Source organism: Streptomyces sp. NPDC003016, from assembly GCF_053591455.1.
In genome coordinates this window covers 1-15,826 of sequence record NZ_JBSFTV010000006.1, presented here as the reverse complement: position 1 = coordinate 15,826, position 15,826 = coordinate 1, and the positions used below count along the sequence as shown (strand labels likewise).

16 protein-coding genes are annotated in these 15,826 nt (G+C 71.1%); 6 read left to right on the top strand and 10 right to left on the bottom strand.

Translation table 11 applies throughout. The features are described 5' to 3' along the window. Position 1: 1 nt before the first annotated feature. A complete protein-coding gene (locus ACWDZ4_RS06525; protein WP_451507324.1) occupies positions 2-409 on the bottom strand; it encodes a hypothetical protein in 408 nt (135 codons plus the stop codon). A 143-nt stretch (positions 410-552) separates the two neighbouring features. Between ACWDZ4_RS06525 and ACWDZ4_RS06520 the strand changes: the two genes are divergently transcribed. The 3 genes from ACWDZ4_RS06520 to ACWDZ4_RS06510 all read left to right on the top strand — a co-directional run bounded on the left by ACWDZ4_RS06520 (position 553) and on the right by ACWDZ4_RS06510 (position 3,124). Beyond that, positions 553-1,038 (top strand): MarR family winged helix-turn-helix transcriptional regulator, encoded by a 486-nt coding sequence (locus ACWDZ4_RS06520; protein ID WP_451507323.1) that lies wholly within the window; start codon positions 553-555, stop codon positions 1,036-1,038. A 108-nt stretch (positions 1,039-1,146) separates the two neighbouring features. Beyond that, the gene (locus ACWDZ4_RS06515; protein ID WP_451507322.1) at positions 1,147-2,640 is read left to right on the top strand and encodes a DHA2 family efflux MFS transporter permease subunit; all 1,494 of its coding nucleotides are present in this window, start codon (positions 1,147-1,149) and stop codon (positions 2,638-2,640) included. 43 nt (positions 2,641-2,683) lie between these two features. Further along, on the top strand, positions 2,684-3,124 hold the full coding sequence (locus tag ACWDZ4_RS06510) for a pyridoxamine 5'-phosphate oxidase family protein (RefSeq protein ID WP_451507321.1): 441 nt from the start codon (positions 2,684-2,686) through the stop codon (positions 3,122-3,124). A gap of 4 nt (positions 3,125-3,128) precedes the next feature. On the opposite strand, the gene ACWDZ4_RS06505 is transcribed toward ACWDZ4_RS06510, so the two are convergent. From ACWDZ4_RS06505 to ACWDZ4_RS06475, 7 genes are all read right to left on the bottom strand, one after another. Next, a complete protein-coding gene (locus ACWDZ4_RS06505; protein ID WP_451507320.1) occupies positions 3,129-4,079 on the bottom strand; it encodes an SMP-30/gluconolactonase/LRE family protein in 951 nt (316 codons plus the stop codon). A gap of 182 nt (positions 4,080-4,261) precedes the next feature. Then, on the bottom strand, positions 4,262-4,783 hold the full coding sequence (locus tag ACWDZ4_RS06500; RefSeq protein WP_451507319.1) for a hypothetical protein: 522 nt from the start codon (positions 4,781-4,783) through the stop codon (positions 4,262-4,264). A gap of 117 nt (positions 4,784-4,900) precedes the next feature. Further along, positions 4,901-5,668: a succinate dehydrogenase iron-sulfur subunit gene (locus ACWDZ4_RS06495; protein WP_451507318.1), complete on the bottom strand. Its 768-nt coding sequence runs from the start codon at positions 5,666-5,668 to the stop codon at positions 4,901-4,903. Beyond that, on the bottom strand, positions 5,668-7,422 hold the full coding sequence (sdhA, locus tag ACWDZ4_RS06490) for a succinate dehydrogenase flavoprotein subunit (protein WP_451507317.1): 1,755 nt from the start codon (positions 7,420-7,422) through the stop codon (positions 5,668-5,670). The genes ACWDZ4_RS06495 and sdhA overlap by 1 nt, the downstream gene beginning before the upstream one ends. 22 nt (positions 7,423-7,444) lie before the next feature. Then, positions 7,445-7,930 (bottom strand): succinate dehydrogenase hydrophobic membrane anchor subunit, encoded by a 486-nt coding sequence (locus ACWDZ4_RS06485; RefSeq protein WP_451507316.1) that lies wholly within the window; start codon positions 7,928-7,930, stop codon positions 7,445-7,447. Positions 7,931-7,935: 5 nt separating this feature from the next. Further along, positions 7,936-8,316: a succinate dehydrogenase, cytochrome b556 subunit gene (gene sdhC / locus ACWDZ4_RS06480; RefSeq protein ID WP_078606921.1), complete on the bottom strand. Its 381-nt coding sequence runs from the start codon at positions 8,314-8,316 to the stop codon at positions 7,936-7,938. Positions 8,317-8,483: 167 nt separating this feature from the next. Then, positions 8,484-9,131, bottom strand: a complete 648-nt coding sequence (locus ACWDZ4_RS06475) for a 2-oxo-4-hydroxy-4-carboxy-5-ureidoimidazoline decarboxylase (RefSeq protein ID WP_451507493.1) — start codon at positions 9,129-9,131, stop codon at positions 8,484-8,486. Between the two features lie 138 nt (positions 9,132-9,269). Between ACWDZ4_RS06475 and ACWDZ4_RS06470 the strand changes: the two genes are divergently transcribed. From ACWDZ4_RS06470 to ACWDZ4_RS06460, 3 genes are all read left to right on the top strand, one after another. Then, positions 9,270-10,895 carry a beta-N-acetylhexosaminidase gene (locus ACWDZ4_RS06470; protein WP_451507492.1) on the top strand — a complete coding sequence of 542 codons (1,626 nt, stop codon included), beginning with the start codon at positions 9,270-9,272 and terminating at the stop codon, positions 10,893-10,895. A gap of 269 nt (positions 10,896-11,164) precedes the next feature. Continuing rightward, complete coding sequence (locus tag ACWDZ4_RS06465; RefSeq protein WP_451507315.1) at positions 11,165-11,671, top strand: hypothetical protein; 507 nt, start codon at positions 11,165-11,167, stop codon at positions 11,669-11,671. Between the two features lie 109 nt (positions 11,672-11,780). Next, a complete protein-coding gene (locus ACWDZ4_RS06460) occupies positions 11,781-12,368 on the top strand; it encodes a hypothetical protein (protein ID WP_451507314.1) in 588 nt (195 codons plus the stop codon). Positions 12,369-12,377: 9 nt separating this feature from the next. On the opposite strand, the gene ACWDZ4_RS06455 is transcribed toward ACWDZ4_RS06460, so the two are convergent. Beyond that, positions 12,378-13,106: a hypothetical protein gene (locus ACWDZ4_RS06455; protein WP_451507313.1), complete on the bottom strand. Its 729-nt coding sequence runs from the start codon at positions 13,104-13,106 to the stop codon at positions 12,378-12,380. A gap of 120 nt (positions 13,107-13,226) precedes the next feature. After that, the coding region (locus ACWDZ4_RS06450) for an FG-GAP-like repeat-containing protein (protein WP_451507312.1) at positions 13,227-15,826 on the bottom strand (2,600 nt) is incomplete at its 5' end.

The window sequence follows — 15,826 nt, the reverse complement described above, 5'->3', positions numbered from 1 at the left end:
CTCACGCTCCGGTGGGGGCGGAGATCCAGCCCTGCGGGGGAACCGGCGGGACCTGCTCGCGCTCCATGATCGAGCGCCGCCGGATCTTGTTCAGGACCCAGACGTTGCCGAGGTGCATGACGCCGAGGACGAGCAGGACGACACCGAGCTTCACCGAGAGCGCCTCGAACAGTCCACGGGCGTTCTCGACGCCGTCCGCCGCCTTGAGGTACAGGGCGACGAACCCGAGGTTGACGAGGTAGAAGCCGACCACCAGCAGGTGGTTGACCGCGTCGGCGAGCTTCTCGTCACCGTGCAGGACGCTCGCGATGAAGATGCGCCCGTTGCGACTCAGCGTCCGCGCGACCCAGATGGTGAGCGCGACGCTGATCAGCAGGTAGGCGATGTAGGCGACAACAGTGAGGTCCATACCCCACCCCTTCTTGAACGTGTTCAAAAGGCTGGCGGGAATGAACCTAGACCCATTTTTGAACATGTTCAAGCGAGGGGTCGGCACAAGTAACGTCCCCTTCCGGATAATCCGCCACGGATCGAATTGCTACGCTTGTCGGCATGACCGCCATGACGCCCACCCGCACCGAACCGGACCTGTCCTTCCTCCTCGACCACACCAGCCACGTCCTGCGCACCCGGATGTCCGCCGCGCTGGCCGAGATCGGCCTGACGGCCCGGATGCACTGTGTCCTCGTCCACGCCTTGGAGGAGGAGCGCACCCAGATCCAGCTCGCCGAGATCGGCGACATGGACAAGACCACGATGGTGGTGACGGTGGACGCCCTGGAGAAGGCGGGGCTGGCCGAGCGGCGCCCCTCCCGTACGGACCGGCGGGCCCGGATCGTCGCCGTCACCGAGGAGGGCGCCCGCGTCGCCGGGCGGAGTCGGGGGATCGTCGACCGCGTGCACCGCGAAGCCCTGGCCGCGCTGCCCGAGGGGGACCGGGAGGCCCTCCTGCGGGCCCTGAGCCGTCTGGTCGACGACAGCCTGGCGACCCCCGTCGAGGCCCCGCGCACCGCCCGCCGGGCGCGCCAGTCCCAGTAGGTCCGCAGGCGGGGCCGGAGGCACCACAAGTAAGACCGAAAAAAATAGTCTGCAACAAAACCATCTGCTACGGTCTCTCCTGTCGCCCCGACCGACAGGAGAGACCACATGCTTGCCGCATCCGAATCCGTGCCGTCACCCGCTCCTCCCGCCGCCCCGCGCTCACGCCGGCTCGCCCTCGGAGTCATCGCCGCCGGGATGCTGATGATCATCCTCGACGGCTCCATCGTGACCGTGGCGATGCCGGCCATCCAGAACGACCTGGGCTTCACCCCCGCCGGCCTCAGCTGGGTCGTCAACGCCTACCTCATCGCGTTCGGCAGCCTGCTCCTGCTGGCCGGCCGGCTCGGCGACCTGATCGGCCGCAAGCGCATGTTCCTGGCCGGCACCGCCGTCTTCACCGCCGCCTCGCTGCTGGCCGGCGCGGCCACCTCGCCCGCCCTGCTGATCGCCGCCCGCTTCCTCCAGGGCATCGGCAGCGCGACGGCGTCCGCCGTCAGCCTGGGCATCCTCGTGACGCTGTTCACCGAGCCCGGGGAGCGCGCCAAGGCCATCGCCGTCTTCAGCTTCACCGGCGCGGCGGGCGCGTCCATCGGCCAGGTCCTCGGCGGCGTGCTCACCGACGCGCTCAACTGGCACTGGATCTTCTTCATCAACCTGCCGATCGGACTCGCCGCCCTCGTGATCGCTGTACGCGTCCTGCCCGGCGACCGCGGCCTCGGCCTCGGGGCGGGCGCGGACGTCCTCGGCGCCGCCCTGGTCACCGCCGGTCTGATGCTCGGCATCTACACCGTCGTCAAGGTCGAGGAGTACGGCTGGACCTCGGCGCACACCCTCGGCCTCGGTGCCCTCGGCGCCGTACTGCTCGCCGCGTTCCTCGTCCGCCAGGCCACCGCGGAGCACCCGCTGATGCCGCTGCGGATCTTCCGCTCGCGCAGCGTCTCCGGCGCCAACCTGGTCCAGATCCTGATGGTCGCCGCGCTCTTCTCCTTCCAGGTCCTCGTCGCCCTCTACCTCCAGAAGGTGCTCGGTTACGGCGCCGCCGAGACCGGCCTCGCGATGCTCCCGGCAGCCGCAGTCATCGGCGCCGTCTCCCTGGGCGTCTCCGCCCGCCTGAACGCCCGCTTCGGTGAGCGCAACGTCCTGCTGGCGGGCATCGCGTTCCTCGTCGGCGTCCTCGCCCTCCTCGCCCGCGTCCCCGTGCAGGCCAGTTACGCCGTCGACCTCCTCCCGGTCATGCTGCTCGCCGCGGGCTTCGGCCTCGCGCTGCCGGCGCTGACCACGCTCGGCATGTCCGACGCGAGCGAGGAGGACGCCGGTCTCGCGTCCGGCCTGTTCAACACCACCCAGCAGATCGGCATGGCCCTGGGCGTCGCGGTCCTGTCCACCCTGGCCGCCTCCCGCACCGAGAGCCTCACGGCGGACGGCCGGACGGCGGCCGAGGCACTGACCGGCGGCTACCGGCTCGCCTTCGCGGTGGGCGCGGGACTCCTGGTCGCCGCCTTCGCCGTCGCCTTCACGATGCTGCGCCGCCCCGAGCGGCCCGCAGCCCGGGAGCCGGCCGCCGGCACTCCGGCTCCCGCCCGCGCCGCAGCCGTCTGACCCGGCCCCGACCCCGGCCCCGGCCACCGAAAGGCTGATCCCCATGAGCGAGACCACCGCCACTGAGACCACCGCCGGCGCCACCCAGAACGACGGCCCGGCCCCCCGGGTGCTCACCGGCCAGGAGCTCTCCCAGCTGTTGCGCCGACAGCAGTTCGGCGTACTGGCGAGCGTCAGGAGCACCGGCCACCCGCACCTGTCGACCGTCCTCTACGACTGGGACGCCGAGGAGCGCGTACTGCGCGTCTCCTCCACCGCCGACCGCCTCAAGGTCCGCCAGCTGCGCCGCGACCCGCACACCTCACTGCACGTCAGCGGCCCGGACGTCTGGTCGTTCGCCGTGGCGGAGGGCGAGGCGGAGATAGTGGACCCGGCCGACGGGGCGGCCTCCGGCGAGCAGCCGCTGCCGGACCGGCGCGTGGTGATCCTGATCCGGGTCTCCCGGCTGTACGGGACCGCCCTGGACGTCCCCGCCCAGAGCTGAGGAATCAGTGCGTACGACGGATCCGGGGCGCTCCCGTCACGGACATCACCAGCGAGTACAGCGTCGTCGTGGCGGTGATGAACGCGCGGTTGTTCTTCGGTCCGCCGAAGGAGATGTTCGAGACGGTCTCGGGAACGAGGAGGCGGCCGAGCAGCGTGCCGTCCGGGTCGTAGCAGTGGATGCCGTCGTCCATGGCGGCCACCCACAGCCGCCCCTCGTCGTCGAAGCGGATGTTGTCGAACCGCGCTCCGTCCCTCGCCTCGGCGAAGATCCTGCCGTCGGAGAGCGTTCCGTCCTCGCGCACGTCGAAGACGCGGACGCAGCCGCCGCGTGTGTCGGAGACGTACAACTGCCGTTCGTCGGGGGAGAAGACCAGGCCGTTCGGCGCCTCGGTGCTGTCGGTCACGAGCCGGACCTCGCCGGTGGCCGGGTCCGCCCGGTAGACGTTGCAGGAGCCGATCTCGCTCTCCGCGCGGAATCCCTCGTAGTCGCTGGTGATCCCGAAGTCGGGGTCGGAGAACCAGACCGAGCCGTCCGAGTGCACGGCCGCGTCGTTCGGGCTGTTGAGCCGCCTGCCCCCGAAGCGGTCGGCGACGACGGTGACCCGGCCGTCGTGCTCGGTGCGGCTGACACGGCGGCTGCCCTGCTCGCAGCTGATCAGCCGGCCCTCCCGGTCGAGCGTGTTGCCGTTGCTGTGGCCGGCGGGGGAGCGGAAGACGCCGACGGCGCCGGTCGTCTCGTCCCACCGCAGCATGCGGTCGTTGGGGATGTCGCTCCAGACGGTCTGGCGCCAGGCGGGCAGGTACAGCGGGCCCTCGGCCCAGCGGCAGCCGCTGTACAGCGTCTCCAGCCGGTCGTCCCCGTTCGCACACCGTCCGGTGCGGAAGCGTTCGTCCAGGATCTCGTAGACCGGAGGACGGCCGGTGGGGGACGGGGTGGAGGACGTGGAGGACATCGTCGAGCCCTTCTGCTTCGTTCCCGAACGCCGTTCGGACCTGAACGACTGCCGCAGGACGGTATCAGGGGGCCCACGTCGTCACGGGCAGCGCGACGGTGCTGGTCAAGGCGCGTGCCTCGGCAACCGGGCGGCGGTCTCTCCGGAGGCGTTCTCCGGGCGCCCGGTGACACCGCACGAGCTCAGACGCTGAGCGAGCGGGCGTAGTTGATCTGGCCCATGACCATGGGGAAGGTGTCGGGGCCGACGGCCGGGATCATCGTGGAGTGGTGGCGGCCGCCGCTGGTCACCGTGACCTGGATGAAGCCGGTCGTCGTCTTCTCCTTCATCAGGAGGAAGAGCAGACCGAGCAGGCAGAAGAGGAAGAAGACGACGGCCAGCACGATCGCGACCGTCGGCATCTTCTCCTCGGTGCGGGACATGTCGGTGGCCGTCCACACCGCGCCCCTGAGCGGCATCGTGCCGGACGGGGTGACGATCGAGTCGCTCATGACGGTGATGTCGCCGATCGACATCAGCGGCGCGCCCCCCATGCCCGCCGGAGGACCGGTGTACGGCATCGGGGTCCCCGGCAGCGTCGGCTGCTGCGGGTAGCCGTAGCCCTGCGCCTCCTGGGGGTAGCCGTAACCGGGGGTCGGTCCCCACTGGTACTTCCCGTTCGGATCGCCGTCCGCCGCGTACGGATTCGGATTCTGCTCGCTCATGGTTCCCCGTGCTCCCCTCGGCCCGCGTCCTGTGCCCTGAATCCTGACACAAGGCGGCCCCGCCGTCCGGGTGAACCGGAGGGCGGGGCCGCCTTGCGCCTGTACGACCGGGAAGGGTCAGAAGCGACGCGTGATCAGCGCGCGCTTCACTTCCTGGATCGCCTTGGTGATCTCGATGCCGCGCGGGCAGGCGTCCGTGCAGTTGAACGTCGTGCGGCAACGCCACACGCCGTCCTTGTCGTTCAGGATCTCCAGCCGCTGCTCACCGGCCTCGTCGCGCGAGTCGAAGATGAAGCGGTGCGCGTTGACGATCGCCGCCGGGCCGAAGTACTGGCCGTCGTTCCAGAACACCGGGCACGAGGACGTGCACGCGGCGCACAGGATGCACTTGGTGGTGTCGTCGAAGCGCTCGCGCTCCTCGGCGGTCTGCAGACGCTCACGCGTCGGCTCGTTGCCCTTGGTGATGAGGAAGGGCATGACGTCGCGGTACGCCTGGAAGAACGGGTCCATGTCGACCACGAGGTCCTTGAGGACCGTGAGGCCCTTTATGGCCTCGATCGTGATCGGCTTCTCCGGGTTGATGTCCTTGATCAGCGTCTTGCAGGCGAGCCTGTTCTTGCCGTTGATCCGCATCGCGTCGGAGCCGCAGATGCCGTGCGCGCACGAGCGACGGAAGGTGAGCGTGCCGTCGGTCTCCCACTTGATCTTGTGGAGACCGTCGAGCACGCGCTCCTTCGGGTCGATCTCGATCTGGAAGTCCTGCCACTCGGCCTCGGCCGAGATCTCCGGGTTGAAGCGGCGGATCCGGAAGGTGACCGTGATGTACGGGGAGACGACGGGCGCGGGGGCCGCGTCGTCGACCTTGTCCATGGTCGGAGTAGCCATCAGTACTTACGCTCCATCGGCTGGTAGCGGGTCTGGACGACCGGCTTGTAGTCGAGACGGATCGACTCGGTGCCGTCGTCGCCGACCTCGCGGTACGCCATGGTGTGGCGCATGAAGTTGACGTCGTCGCGGTTCGGGAAGTCCTCGCGGTAGTGACCGCCGCGGGACTCCTTGCGCGCCAGGGCGGACACGGCCATGACCTCGGCCAGGTCGAGCAGGTTGCCCAGCTCGATGGCCTCCAGCAGGTCGGTGTTGAACCGCTTGCCCTTGTCCTGGATCGAGACGTTGAGGTACCGCTCGCGCAGCTCGCCGATCTTGGCGACCGCCGTCTTGATCGTCTGCTCGGTGCGGAACACCATCACGTTGGCGTCCATCGTCTCCTGGAGCTCCCGGCGGATGTCGTGGACCCGCTCGGCTCCGGTGTTGCTGCGCAGGCGCTCGACCTGGGCGACGACGAGCGACGCCGGGTCCTCGGGGAGCTCGACGTAGTCGTGCGCGGCCGAGTACTCCGCGGCGGCGATGCCGGCGCGCTTGCCGAAGACGTTGATGTCGAGCAGCGAGTTCGTGCCCAGCCGGTTCGCGCCGTGCACCGAGACGCAGGCGACCTCACCGGCGGCGTACAGGCCCGGAACGACCGTGGTGTTGTCCGCGAGGACCTCACCCCTGACGTTCGTCGGGATGCCGCCCATGGCGTAGTGCGCGGTCGGCTGAATCGGGATCGGGTCCGTGTACGGCTCGATGCCCAGGTACGTACGCGCGAACTCGGTGATGTCCGGGAGCTTCGCGTCGAGCTGCTCCGGCGGCAGGTGCGTCAGGTCGAGGAAGACGTGGTCGCCCTCGGGACCGCAGCCGCGGCCTTCGCGGATCTCGGTGTAGATGGAGCGCGAGACGACGTCACGGGACGCGAGGTCCTTCATGACCGGCGCGTACTTCTCCATGAAGCGCTCGCCGTCCTTGTTGCGGAGGATGCCGCCCTCACCGCGGGCGCCCTCCGTCAGCAGGATGCCCATGCGCCAGATGCCCGTCGGGTGGAACTGGAAGAACTCCATGTCCTCCAGCGGCAGCCCGCGGCGGTACGCCGCGGCCTGGCCGTCACCGGTCAGGGTGTGGGCGTTCGACGTCACCTTGAAGAACTTGCCGGTGCCGCCGGAGGCGAAGATGACGGCCTTCGCCTGGAAGACGTGGATCTCGCCGGTCGCCAGCTCGTAGGCGACGACGCCCGCGGACTTGCGGACCCCGTCGACCTCCTGCATGAGCAGGTCCAGGACGTAGAACTCGTTGAAGAACTCCACACCCTCCTTGACGCAGTTCTGGTACAGCGTCTGGAGGATCATGTGGCCGGTGCGGTCCGAGGCGTAGCAGGACCGGCGGACCGGGGCCTCGCCGTGGTTGCGGGAGTGACCGCCGAAGCGGCGCTGGTCGATGGTGCCGTCCGGGGTGCGGTTGAACGGCAGGCCCATCTTCTCCAGGTCGAGAACGGAGTCGATGGCCTCCTTCGCCAGGATCTCGGCGGCGTCCTGGTCGACCAGGTAGTCGCCGCCCTTGATCGTGTCGAAGGTGTGCCACTCCCAGTTGTCCTCCTCCACGTTCGCCAGCGCGGCGGCCATGCCGCCCTGCGCGGCGCCCGTGTGGGACCGGGTGGGGTAGAGCTTCGTCAGCACGGCGGTGCGGCTGCGCTTCGTCGACTCGATGGCCGCGCGCATGCCCGCGCCACCGGCGCCGACGATGACGGTGTCGTACTTGTGAATCTTCATGGTGGTTGCCTCAGCCCCGGGCCTAGCGGATGTTCGGGTCGAAGGTGAAGATCACCAGCGTGCCCAGAAGGACGGTGAACACCGTGGCGGTGTACAGCAGGTTCTTCAGCCAGAAGCGGGTGTTCGGCCGCTCCGCGTAGTCGTTGATGACGGTACGCAGGCCGTTGGCGCCGTGCAGCATGGCCAGCCACAGCATGAGCAGGTCCCAGGTCTGCCAGAACGGCGAGGCCCAGCGGCCGGCCACGAAGGCGAAGCCGATCTTGGACACGCCGCCGTCCAGCACCAGCTGGATCAGCAGGTGGAAGAGGACCAGGACGACCAGCACGATGCCGGACAGCCGCATGAACAGCCAGCCGTACAGCTCGAAGTTCGTACGGGTCGACCTGGGCGTTTTCTTGGTACGAGCGCGGGGGGCCTCGATGACGGGAGCCGGGTTGTCTGCGTCGTATCGTCGCAGCGGCTCTTCGCCCTCGACGGGACCGACTGCGCCAGTGGTCTCGATGGACATGTGCCTCAGCTCCCGAAGACTTCGCGTACGGCGTGGCCGAGCACGGGGTAGAGAGCGCCCGCCATCAGCACGATCCAGATGCCCATCACGGTCCAGAGCATCTGCTTCTGGTAGCGCGTGCCCTTGGACCAGAAGTCCACGGCGATGACACGGAGACCGTTGAGCGCGTGGAAGAGGATGGCGGCGACGAGGCCGTACTCCAGCAATGCCACGAGAGGGGTCTTGTAGGTGGCCACGACATCGTCATACGCCTCGGGGGAGACGCGGACGAGAGCGGTGTCGAGGACGTGTACGAACAGGAAGAAGAAAATGAGGACGCCGGTGACTCGATGAGCCACCCAGGACCACATACCTTCCCGGCCGCGATACAGCGTTCCAGCCGGCACGGAAAAACCCTCCGGGAGCGGGGATTGGGGCCATGCCGGCTTCTGTGTCGGTCTGGCCCGGCCGGGTACGGTCCACCGGCCCCGGCCATCGTAGCGACGAGTTGTCGGTTCGTTCGCGCGGGGTCCACTGGTGTGATCAAAGTGGCAGCCAAACGGCCACGGACGGGCTATCGGACGGGTTCCGAACAGCCCGTCTGACAGGAAAGGTCGGCGTTTGGCGGGAAAACGCCAGTTTTCCGCGGATCGGAGACCATACGGGCGAGCCGTCCCCGCGCCAGCCCGCGCAGCTCGTCGGTGGCGACCGCCCGCTCCTCGTCCGGTTCGTTGCCCAGCCGGGAGCGGATCCCGGCCAGTACCTGGTCGAGGTGCTCCTCGGGGCGGAAGCCGTCCAGGCAGATCACGAAGGCGTGGCCGAAGCTGCTCTCGTACGCCGCGTGGGCGGCGCGCAGCGCGGTGTGCGCGGCGGCGGGGGCGTCCTCGCGCGGGCCCGCCGGGGATTCGCGGCTCAGCGCCTCGGAGATCTCGTCGAAGGAGAGGTCGTACGCCGCCTCGTCGGCCGCGGCGAGCAGCGAGCCGAGATCGGGGTAGGGGCGGTGGGCGGCGACGCGCCGCGCCCAGCGCGGGCTGGCGCAGCAGGCGAGCAGGGCGGTCTCGGCGGCGCCGGCGGGCGCGGCGTTGAAGCGGCCGAGGCCGACGGGGACCGTGGGCCCGCGGTGCTGCCGGGGTATGGCCGTACGTCCCGGCGATTCGCTGGACAGCGTGAGCTCCTCGGGAGGGGACGGGTGAGAAGGGGGTAGGCGAGAAGGGTGGGGCAGGCGAGACGCAACGCTACCGATGATCTTCGGACGCCGGCCGACGGATGCGCGAATCTCACCCGAACGGGAGAGTTTGAACACACATACTGGTCCATTAGTGGACGATTAGGGGTCCGATTGGGCATCGTTTGCTGAATGATGTCGCAATTCAGGGGGCCGCTGGCCGTAGCCGCCGCTTCCTTGCTCGTCCCGCTCATCGCCACCGCCGTCCCCTCGGCGTCGTCGGCACCAGCAGAACCAGCAGCGCCGTCCACCAAGGCAGCACCGTCCACGAAGGCGGCACCGACCGGTAAGGCGGCGCCTGCCACGCCGGCGGCGCCGGCGAAGCCGTCCCCGAAGGCGGGACCGACCGAGCCGCCCGGCGCCGTCCCTTCCGTACGGGACTACGCCGCCGCGACCGGCCCGGGCTGGCAGCTCCAGCGCTCCACGCGTGTCGTCGTGGCACCGGGCGACAGCGAGCTCGCCGACGAGGGCAAGCTCCTCGCCCAGGAGATGAAGCGCGGCTTCTCGTCCGCCGGGTCCGGCCGCGCCGGGGACATCGAGCTGGCGCTGGCACCCGGCGGCGCCCCCGAGTCGTACACCCTCACCGTCCGTGACGGACGGGTCCGCGTCACCGGAGCCGACGAGGCCGGTGTCTTCTACGGGACCCGCACCGTCAAGCAGGCCCTGCGCGCCGACGGCCGCCTGTCCGAGGGCGTCGTACGCGACAAGCCCGCCAAGCCGCAGCGCGGCCTGATGCTCGACACCGCGCGCAAGCACTACACCGCCGGGTGGATCGAGGACACCGTCCGCGAGATGGGCGACCTCAAGCTCAACCAGCTCGTCCTGCACTTCTCCGACGACCAGGGCTTCCGGATCGCGTCCGACAGCCACCCCGAGATCGTCTCCGGGCAGCACCTCACCAAGGCGGAGGTCCGGCGGATCGTGGAGCTGGCCCGGAGCCGCCACATCGAGGTGATCCCGGAGATCGACTCGCCGGGCCACCTCGGCGCGGTGATGCGCGCGCACCCGGACCTCCAGCTGCACGACGTCAACGGCGTGGCGACGCCCGGCGCCGTGGACATCTCCAACCCCGCGTCCGCGCGGATCGTGGACGACCTGCTGAAGGAGTACGCCGGTCTCTTCCCCGGCCGCCACTGGCACCTCGGCGGCGACGAGTACCAGGCGCTGATGAAGCGGGACCCGGAGGCGTCGTACCCGCAGCTCGCCCGCGCGGCCGTCCGCACGTACGGCTCCGGCGCCAGGATCCAGGACCTGGCCACCGGCTGGCTGAACGACCGCGCCGCGGCCCTTCGCCCGCACGGCAAGCGGCTCAAGTCGTGGAACGACGGCCTCCACGCCGGCGGCGTCGTCAAGGCCGACCAGGACCGCGAGGTCGAGTACTGGACCGGCAAGGAGATCGGCGCCCGGCAGCCGACGGAGTACCTGAGCGAGGGCCGCAAGCTGGTCAACGCCAACGACGAGTACCTCTACTACGTGCTCGGCGAGCCCAACACCTTCACCTACCCGACCGGCCGCCGCATCTACGAGTCCTGGACCCCCCTGGTCCTGCGCGGCACCGCCCCGGTGCCGGCGCGTTACGCGGACCAGGTCCTGGGCGGCCGCCTCGCGATCTGGGGCGACTTCCCGAACGCCCAGACGGAGGCGGAAGTCGCGCGCGGCATCCACCTTCCGCTGCGCGCCCTCGCCCAGAAGACCTGGAACCCGGACAAGCCCGCGCTGGACTGGGAGGGCTTCAAGGCGCTGGCCGGGCGTACGGGCTGACGGCCCGAGCGGCGCACTGGTGAGGGAAGGCCCGGCCGGCGGCGGCGTATGTTCCACGGACAGCCGCCGGCCGGGCCTTCGTACGCCGTGGGGGCGCCGCCCGGCGCCGCGGTCCCGGTCACGGTGCTCGTGATCCTCTGGGTGCGCGCGCTGACGCGCACGCACCACCTCAAGCTCAAGGCGACGACTCCCTCTCCCGTTTCGACTGACATGGTCACACCATGACGTGATGCGGGCAGAATGTGCCGGACGCGTGGGGAGAGCGGGGCATGGGTTTCTGGGGTTACTTCGTGGTCGGCCGGAGCGGGCGGCCGCTCGCGGAGCTGGCGGCGCTCGCGGACGTACGGGAGGGCCTGGTGCTCCACGAGACGCGGGGCGACGGGTGGCAGGTGTGGGTGCGGTCCAGCGAGCCGCAGGCCGGTGACATGGGGGCGCTCGCCCGGGGGGTGTGCGGGGAGACGGGGACGCCCGCGCTGTTCGCGTTCGTCATGGACAGCGACTGCGTGGCCGTGGAGGCGGCGACCTCCGCGGAGGCCGCCGGTTCCTGGTTCGGCTGCCTGGGGCGCGAGGCGATGGCGGGGCACCTGGGCGCCGACGGGCTGGTACCGGAAGACCTGTTCCTCATGCCGGAGAGAGCCGCGGCGAAAGCGGTGGAGTGGGCGGCCGCGACCGGGCGGACCGTGGCCCCGGGCGCACTGCTCGACGTACTGCGCCAGGAGGCGGACCCCCTGGCCGAGGAGCTCTTCGCGCGCTTCCTGGACCGGCTGGGGTTGTGAGCGGTCGGTGATCATGCAGTGAGCGGGCAGTGACGTAATCGGGGTGCGGTACGCAGACGGAAGGAGAAGGTCCGCACCGAGCGGGCCCTGCAGTGCCGAGGGAGGCACCGTGACCCTGGTGGAACTGATCGGCCGCGCCGACGAACGGAGTCTGGCGGCGAGCGCGGTGGCCTGCCTGGACCGCTGCCTGCCCCTGCTGGAGTACGTCGAAGGCGCCGAGCGCATCGGCCTCGACACGGACGAGGCGCTCAGGCCGCTGTGGGTCGCGGTCGAGGGCGGCGACGCCTGGCTCGGCCGCCTGCGCCGGGTCGCGACCGTGGTGGAGCGGGTCGCGGGGGCGGCCCCCGGCGAACTGGCCGGCTTCGCCAGCCGCATGGCCGCCGCGGTTCCCGCCGCTTACGACGAGCTCGCGCTGCGCGCGTGGGCCGAGGACTGCTCGGCCGCCGTGCTGGAGGTCCACCTGCGGCTGGACGGGGCGGCGCCGGGCGGCCACCAGGCGCGTGTGAAGGCGTACCGCAACGGCGAGACCGACGGCATCGGCCCGCTCACGGCCGGCGAGCTGCGCCGCCAGCTCCAGCTCCTGGACATGCTCTCCGGGGACTCGGGCGGCGGGCTGAACCACGCCCTCCAGCTCTCGAACGAGGGCAAACGCGTGCTGCGGGCCGCGGCCTCGCGCCGGGCCCGCAGCAGCGGCTGACCGGCTCGCTCAGCTCGCCGCGCCCCGGCCGGCGTGCTTGGCCAGCTTGGCGACCTGGCGGTCGAAGAGGTCCTGCGGGAGCTTCGCCTTCGCGGGGTCGGCGAGGTGGATCGCGAGGAAGACCGCCACCGTGCTGTCCTCGCGCACCACGGTGTAGCGCATCGGGACCTCGCTGCCCTCGGCCTCGGCCGTCATCACCCAGGACACCGAGCCGTCGCCCCCCTCGGGGTGCTCCTCGGCCTTCACCGAGCTGTACGCGATCGTGGCTCCGCCGTTGTTGCCGCTGGTCGAGAAGCCGCCCGCGCAGTCGGCCACGGCCTTGCGGGCGTTGTCGAGCGTCTGCTGGGCGCCCTGGCCCTCGTACGAGAAGAGAGCGATCGAGACGGCCAGGCCGGGTGCGGCGCTGGAGCCGTAGCCGCGGCCGGCCATGGCCGCGGCCTCGGGGCTGCGGGTCATGTCGGTCGCCGTCATGTCCGCCAGGGGCGCGCACCGGGGCCTGTCGGCCTTCGGACGGACGGGCGGGGCGGTGTCGTCCTCGGCCGTGTAGCCCTTCGCGTCGGCCGGGGTGACGAGGGCCGCCTTCAGCTGGGCCTCGGTCAGGACGGCGCCGGCGGGCTCGGTGGTGTGCTCGGCCGCGGGCCTGCCGTCCTCGGCGGGCGCGGGGTCCGTGCTCGAGCAGCCCGTCGTCAGGGCGGCCAGCAGGGCGGCGGCGGTGACGGCCGGGGCGAGACGGCGCAAAGCGGGACGGCGTGGAGCGGGACGGCGTAAAGCGGGAGTCTTCATGGCTGCCTTCGGTGGGTGAAGAAGCCGGGGCCCCTCCTGGTCGGAGGAGCCCCGGTGGTGTGTGTGGGACAGGGGTTACGGGTGGAGCACCTTGCCGATGGCCACGCCCGCGGGGGCGCCCAGCGCCGTGGTGCCGTAGTAGACGCCCGAGGTGGTCACGACGCCCGACGTGCTGCTGTTGTCGAGCTGGAGGACGGTGCCGTTGCCCGCGTCCTCGCCGCTCGCGCCGATCGCCAGGTCCGCCCGGCCGTAACCGGACAGGTCGGTCAGCGAGACCGCAGAGCCGAAGCGGTCACTGGCCTCGGACGCGCCGGAGACGCCCGAGGTGTCCTGGGAGTAGACGGCGGAGCCCGTGCCGGTCGGTCCGGTGGCCGTGCCGCGCAGCAGGAGGGTCGAGCCGGCGTTGGAGTGCGCGATGTCGCTGCGGGTCAGGTCCTTGCCGGGCAGTCCGGCGAGGATGTCGCCGTAGCCGTCGAGGTCGACGTCGCCGATCGAGACGGACGCACCCATCTCGTCCCCGGTCTGGTCGGCGCCCGCGACGTAGGAGGTGCCCTGGTGGACGGTCCTGCTGCCGGTGGCGGTCAGACCGGCCGAGGAACCGAACACGGCGGTGAGCGCGCCGCCCTTGGCGGTGTGGCCCGACTCGGTGGCGGACGGCTGGCCGACGGCGACGTCGGTGTAGCCGTCACCGTTGATGTCGCCCGCGGCCAGCGAACGGCCGCCGCGCGAGGAGAGGATGCCGGCCCGCTGGAGACCGGACGACGAGCCCTTGAGCCACAGCAGACGGCCGACGCCGGACGGGTCGCGGTAGGAGACCGCCACGTCGGCGTAGCCGTCGCGGTTGAAGTCGCCGCTCGCGGCGGAGGCGTAGGAGACGGCTCCGGTGTACGCCGACGTGTTCAGGTAGCCCTTCTTCGCGGCCCCGGACTTGGAGTCCCAGGCCCACCAGCGGCCCGGCTGGCCCGGTGCGACGGAGAAGACGTCGGACCGGCCGTCGGCGTTGAAGTCGCCGGTGGCGACGGTCGTACCGAGGGCCTCGCTCGCGGTGCGGGTGGCCGCGTCGGTCCAGTACGACGTGCCGGAGGTGAGGCCGGGGCCGTACAGGACGGTGACGGAGCCGGTGTTGGCCTGCCCGGTCGTGCCGTTCTCGCCGGGCGCGCCGACGACCAGGTCGGCGAAGCCGTCGCCGTTCACGTCGCCGTACGCCGACGAGGAACCGAAGCGGTCGTCGCTCTCGGAGGAGCCGGGGACACCGGGGCTGCTCTGGCCCAGGGTGCGGCGGGCTCCGGCGACCGGGCCGTCCGTGGAGCCGGGCAGGACGGTGACGGTGCCGTCGCCGCTCGCGACCTTCGGCGTACCGACGGCGAGGTCGGTGGTGCCGTCGCGGTTGAAGTCGGTCGTCGGGATCGCGGAGTTGCGGCCCGCGCCGGTGGCGAACTTACGGATGGCGGGGAGCTTGGTGTACAGGTTCGCGCCGGGGCAGGCGGTGGCGAAGCCGTCGCGGTGACCGGAGACGGTGTTCAGCGTGGCCTTCTCGCCCCGGTCGTACACGCCGGTGTCGGCGGCCGCCTCCAGCGTGACCGTGCCGGTCGGGCTGACGCCGTACTGGCCGAGCTTCCAGGCGGCGACGCGGGCGGCCGAGTCGAGGGCGGCCCGGGTGGGCCTGCCCGTCTCGAAGTTGCCGAGCAGCGCGATGCCGGTGGAGTAGGAGTTGAAGCCGTACGTGTGCGCGCCGAGGACAGGCAGGTCGGCGCCGCCCTCACGGCCTTCGAAGATCTGGCCGCACTTGTCGACGAGGAAGTTGTAGCCGATGTCCTTCCAGCCCTCGTAACCGGGGCGGGGCGTCACGTGGTACGCGTAGATCGCGCGGACCATGGCGGGGGACTCGGCGCAGCTGTAGTTGTTCGAGTCGACCGTGTGGTGGACGAAGACGGCCTGGACCTTGTCGATGTACTCGGGCTCGCTGTAGTTCGTGGCGAGCGACTTGTCCGGGCCCCATCCGGCGCGCAGGGTCATCGGCGGCCGGGTCACGGTGGACGGCGGCGCGGTCGGAACCGTCGGCGTCGGCGTCGGGGTGGCGGTGGTCGGCGTGCCGGTGGGCGTGGGCGTGGCCGTGTCCGTCGGCGTGCCGGTGGCGGTCGGTGTGGCGGTGGCGGTGCCGGTCGGGTCCGTCGTCGGGTCCGTGGTGGCCGTCTCCGTAGCCGTGTCGGCCGGCGTCGGGACCGTGGTCTCCTCGGCCGCGTACGCCGAGTACGCCGCGGTCTGCGCGTCCGCGCCGGGGGCCTTGGCCTCCTTGGCCGTCACGCCCGGGTCCACCAGGGCCAGTTCGAGCCCCTTGGGCAGGCCGGCGGTGGAGGTGCCGTCCGCCCGCAGGATGCGCCCCTCGACGGCGTCGGAGGGGCCGACCCACAGCGGCTCGGACATGCCGGGCAGGTCGGCCCTGGCGTCGCGCTTCTCGGCCAGGTGCTGGTCGAGGTGGACCTCCAGCCACTTGCCCCACTCGCCGCTCTCGCGGTTGCGCGTACGCACCTCCGCCTTGCCGTCGATCTCCGCTTCCGGGTCGGCCCAGGTGACGCCGACCAGGGAGAAGGGCTCGGTGCCGGTGCGCGGCAGCTCGCGCTTCTCGCTGCCGGTCCCCTTGAAGGTGAGGGAGTGGACCTCTGCCTTGCGCGGCT

Coding starts and splice junctions, on each gene's coding strand:
- ACWDZ4_RS06495 (WP_451507318.1), bottom strand. CDS start 5,668: ATGGCTACTCCGACCATGGACAAGGTCGACGACGCGGCCCCCGCGCCC.
- ACWDZ4_RS06520 (WP_451507323.1), top strand. CDS start 553: ATGACCGCCATGACGCCCACCCGCACCGAACCGGACCTGTCCTTCCTC.
- ACWDZ4_RS06505 (WP_451507320.1), bottom strand. CDS start 4,079: ATGTCCTCCACGTCCTCCACCCCGTCCCCCACCGGCCGTCCTCCGGTC.
- sdhA (WP_451507317.1), bottom strand. CDS start 7,422: ATGAAGATTCACAAGTACGACACCGTCATCGTCGGCGCCGGTGGCGCG.
- ACWDZ4_RS06510 (WP_451507321.1), top strand. CDS start 2,684: ATGAGCGAGACCACCGCCACTGAGACCACCGCCGGCGCCACCCAGAAC.
- ACWDZ4_RS06500 (WP_451507319.1), bottom strand. CDS start 4,783: ATGAGCGAGCAGAATCCGAATCCGTACGCGGCGGACGGCGATCCGAAC.
- ACWDZ4_RS06470 (WP_451507492.1), top strand. CDS start 9,270: ATGTCGCAATTCAGGGGGCCGCTGGCCGTAGCCGCCGCTTCCTTGCTC.
- ACWDZ4_RS06525 (WP_451507324.1), bottom strand. CDS start 409: ATGGACCTCACTGTTGTCGCCTACATCGCCTACCTGCTGATCAGCGTC.
- ACWDZ4_RS06515 (WP_451507322.1), top strand. CDS start 1,147: ATGCTTGCCGCATCCGAATCCGTGCCGTCACCCGCTCCTCCCGCCGCC.
- ACWDZ4_RS06485 (WP_451507316.1), bottom strand. CDS start 7,930: ATGTCCATCGAGACCACTGGCGCAGTCGGTCCCGTCGAGGGCGAAGAG.
- ACWDZ4_RS06465 (WP_451507315.1), top strand. CDS start 11,165: ATGGGTTTCTGGGGTTACTTCGTGGTCGGCCGGAGCGGGCGGCCGCTC.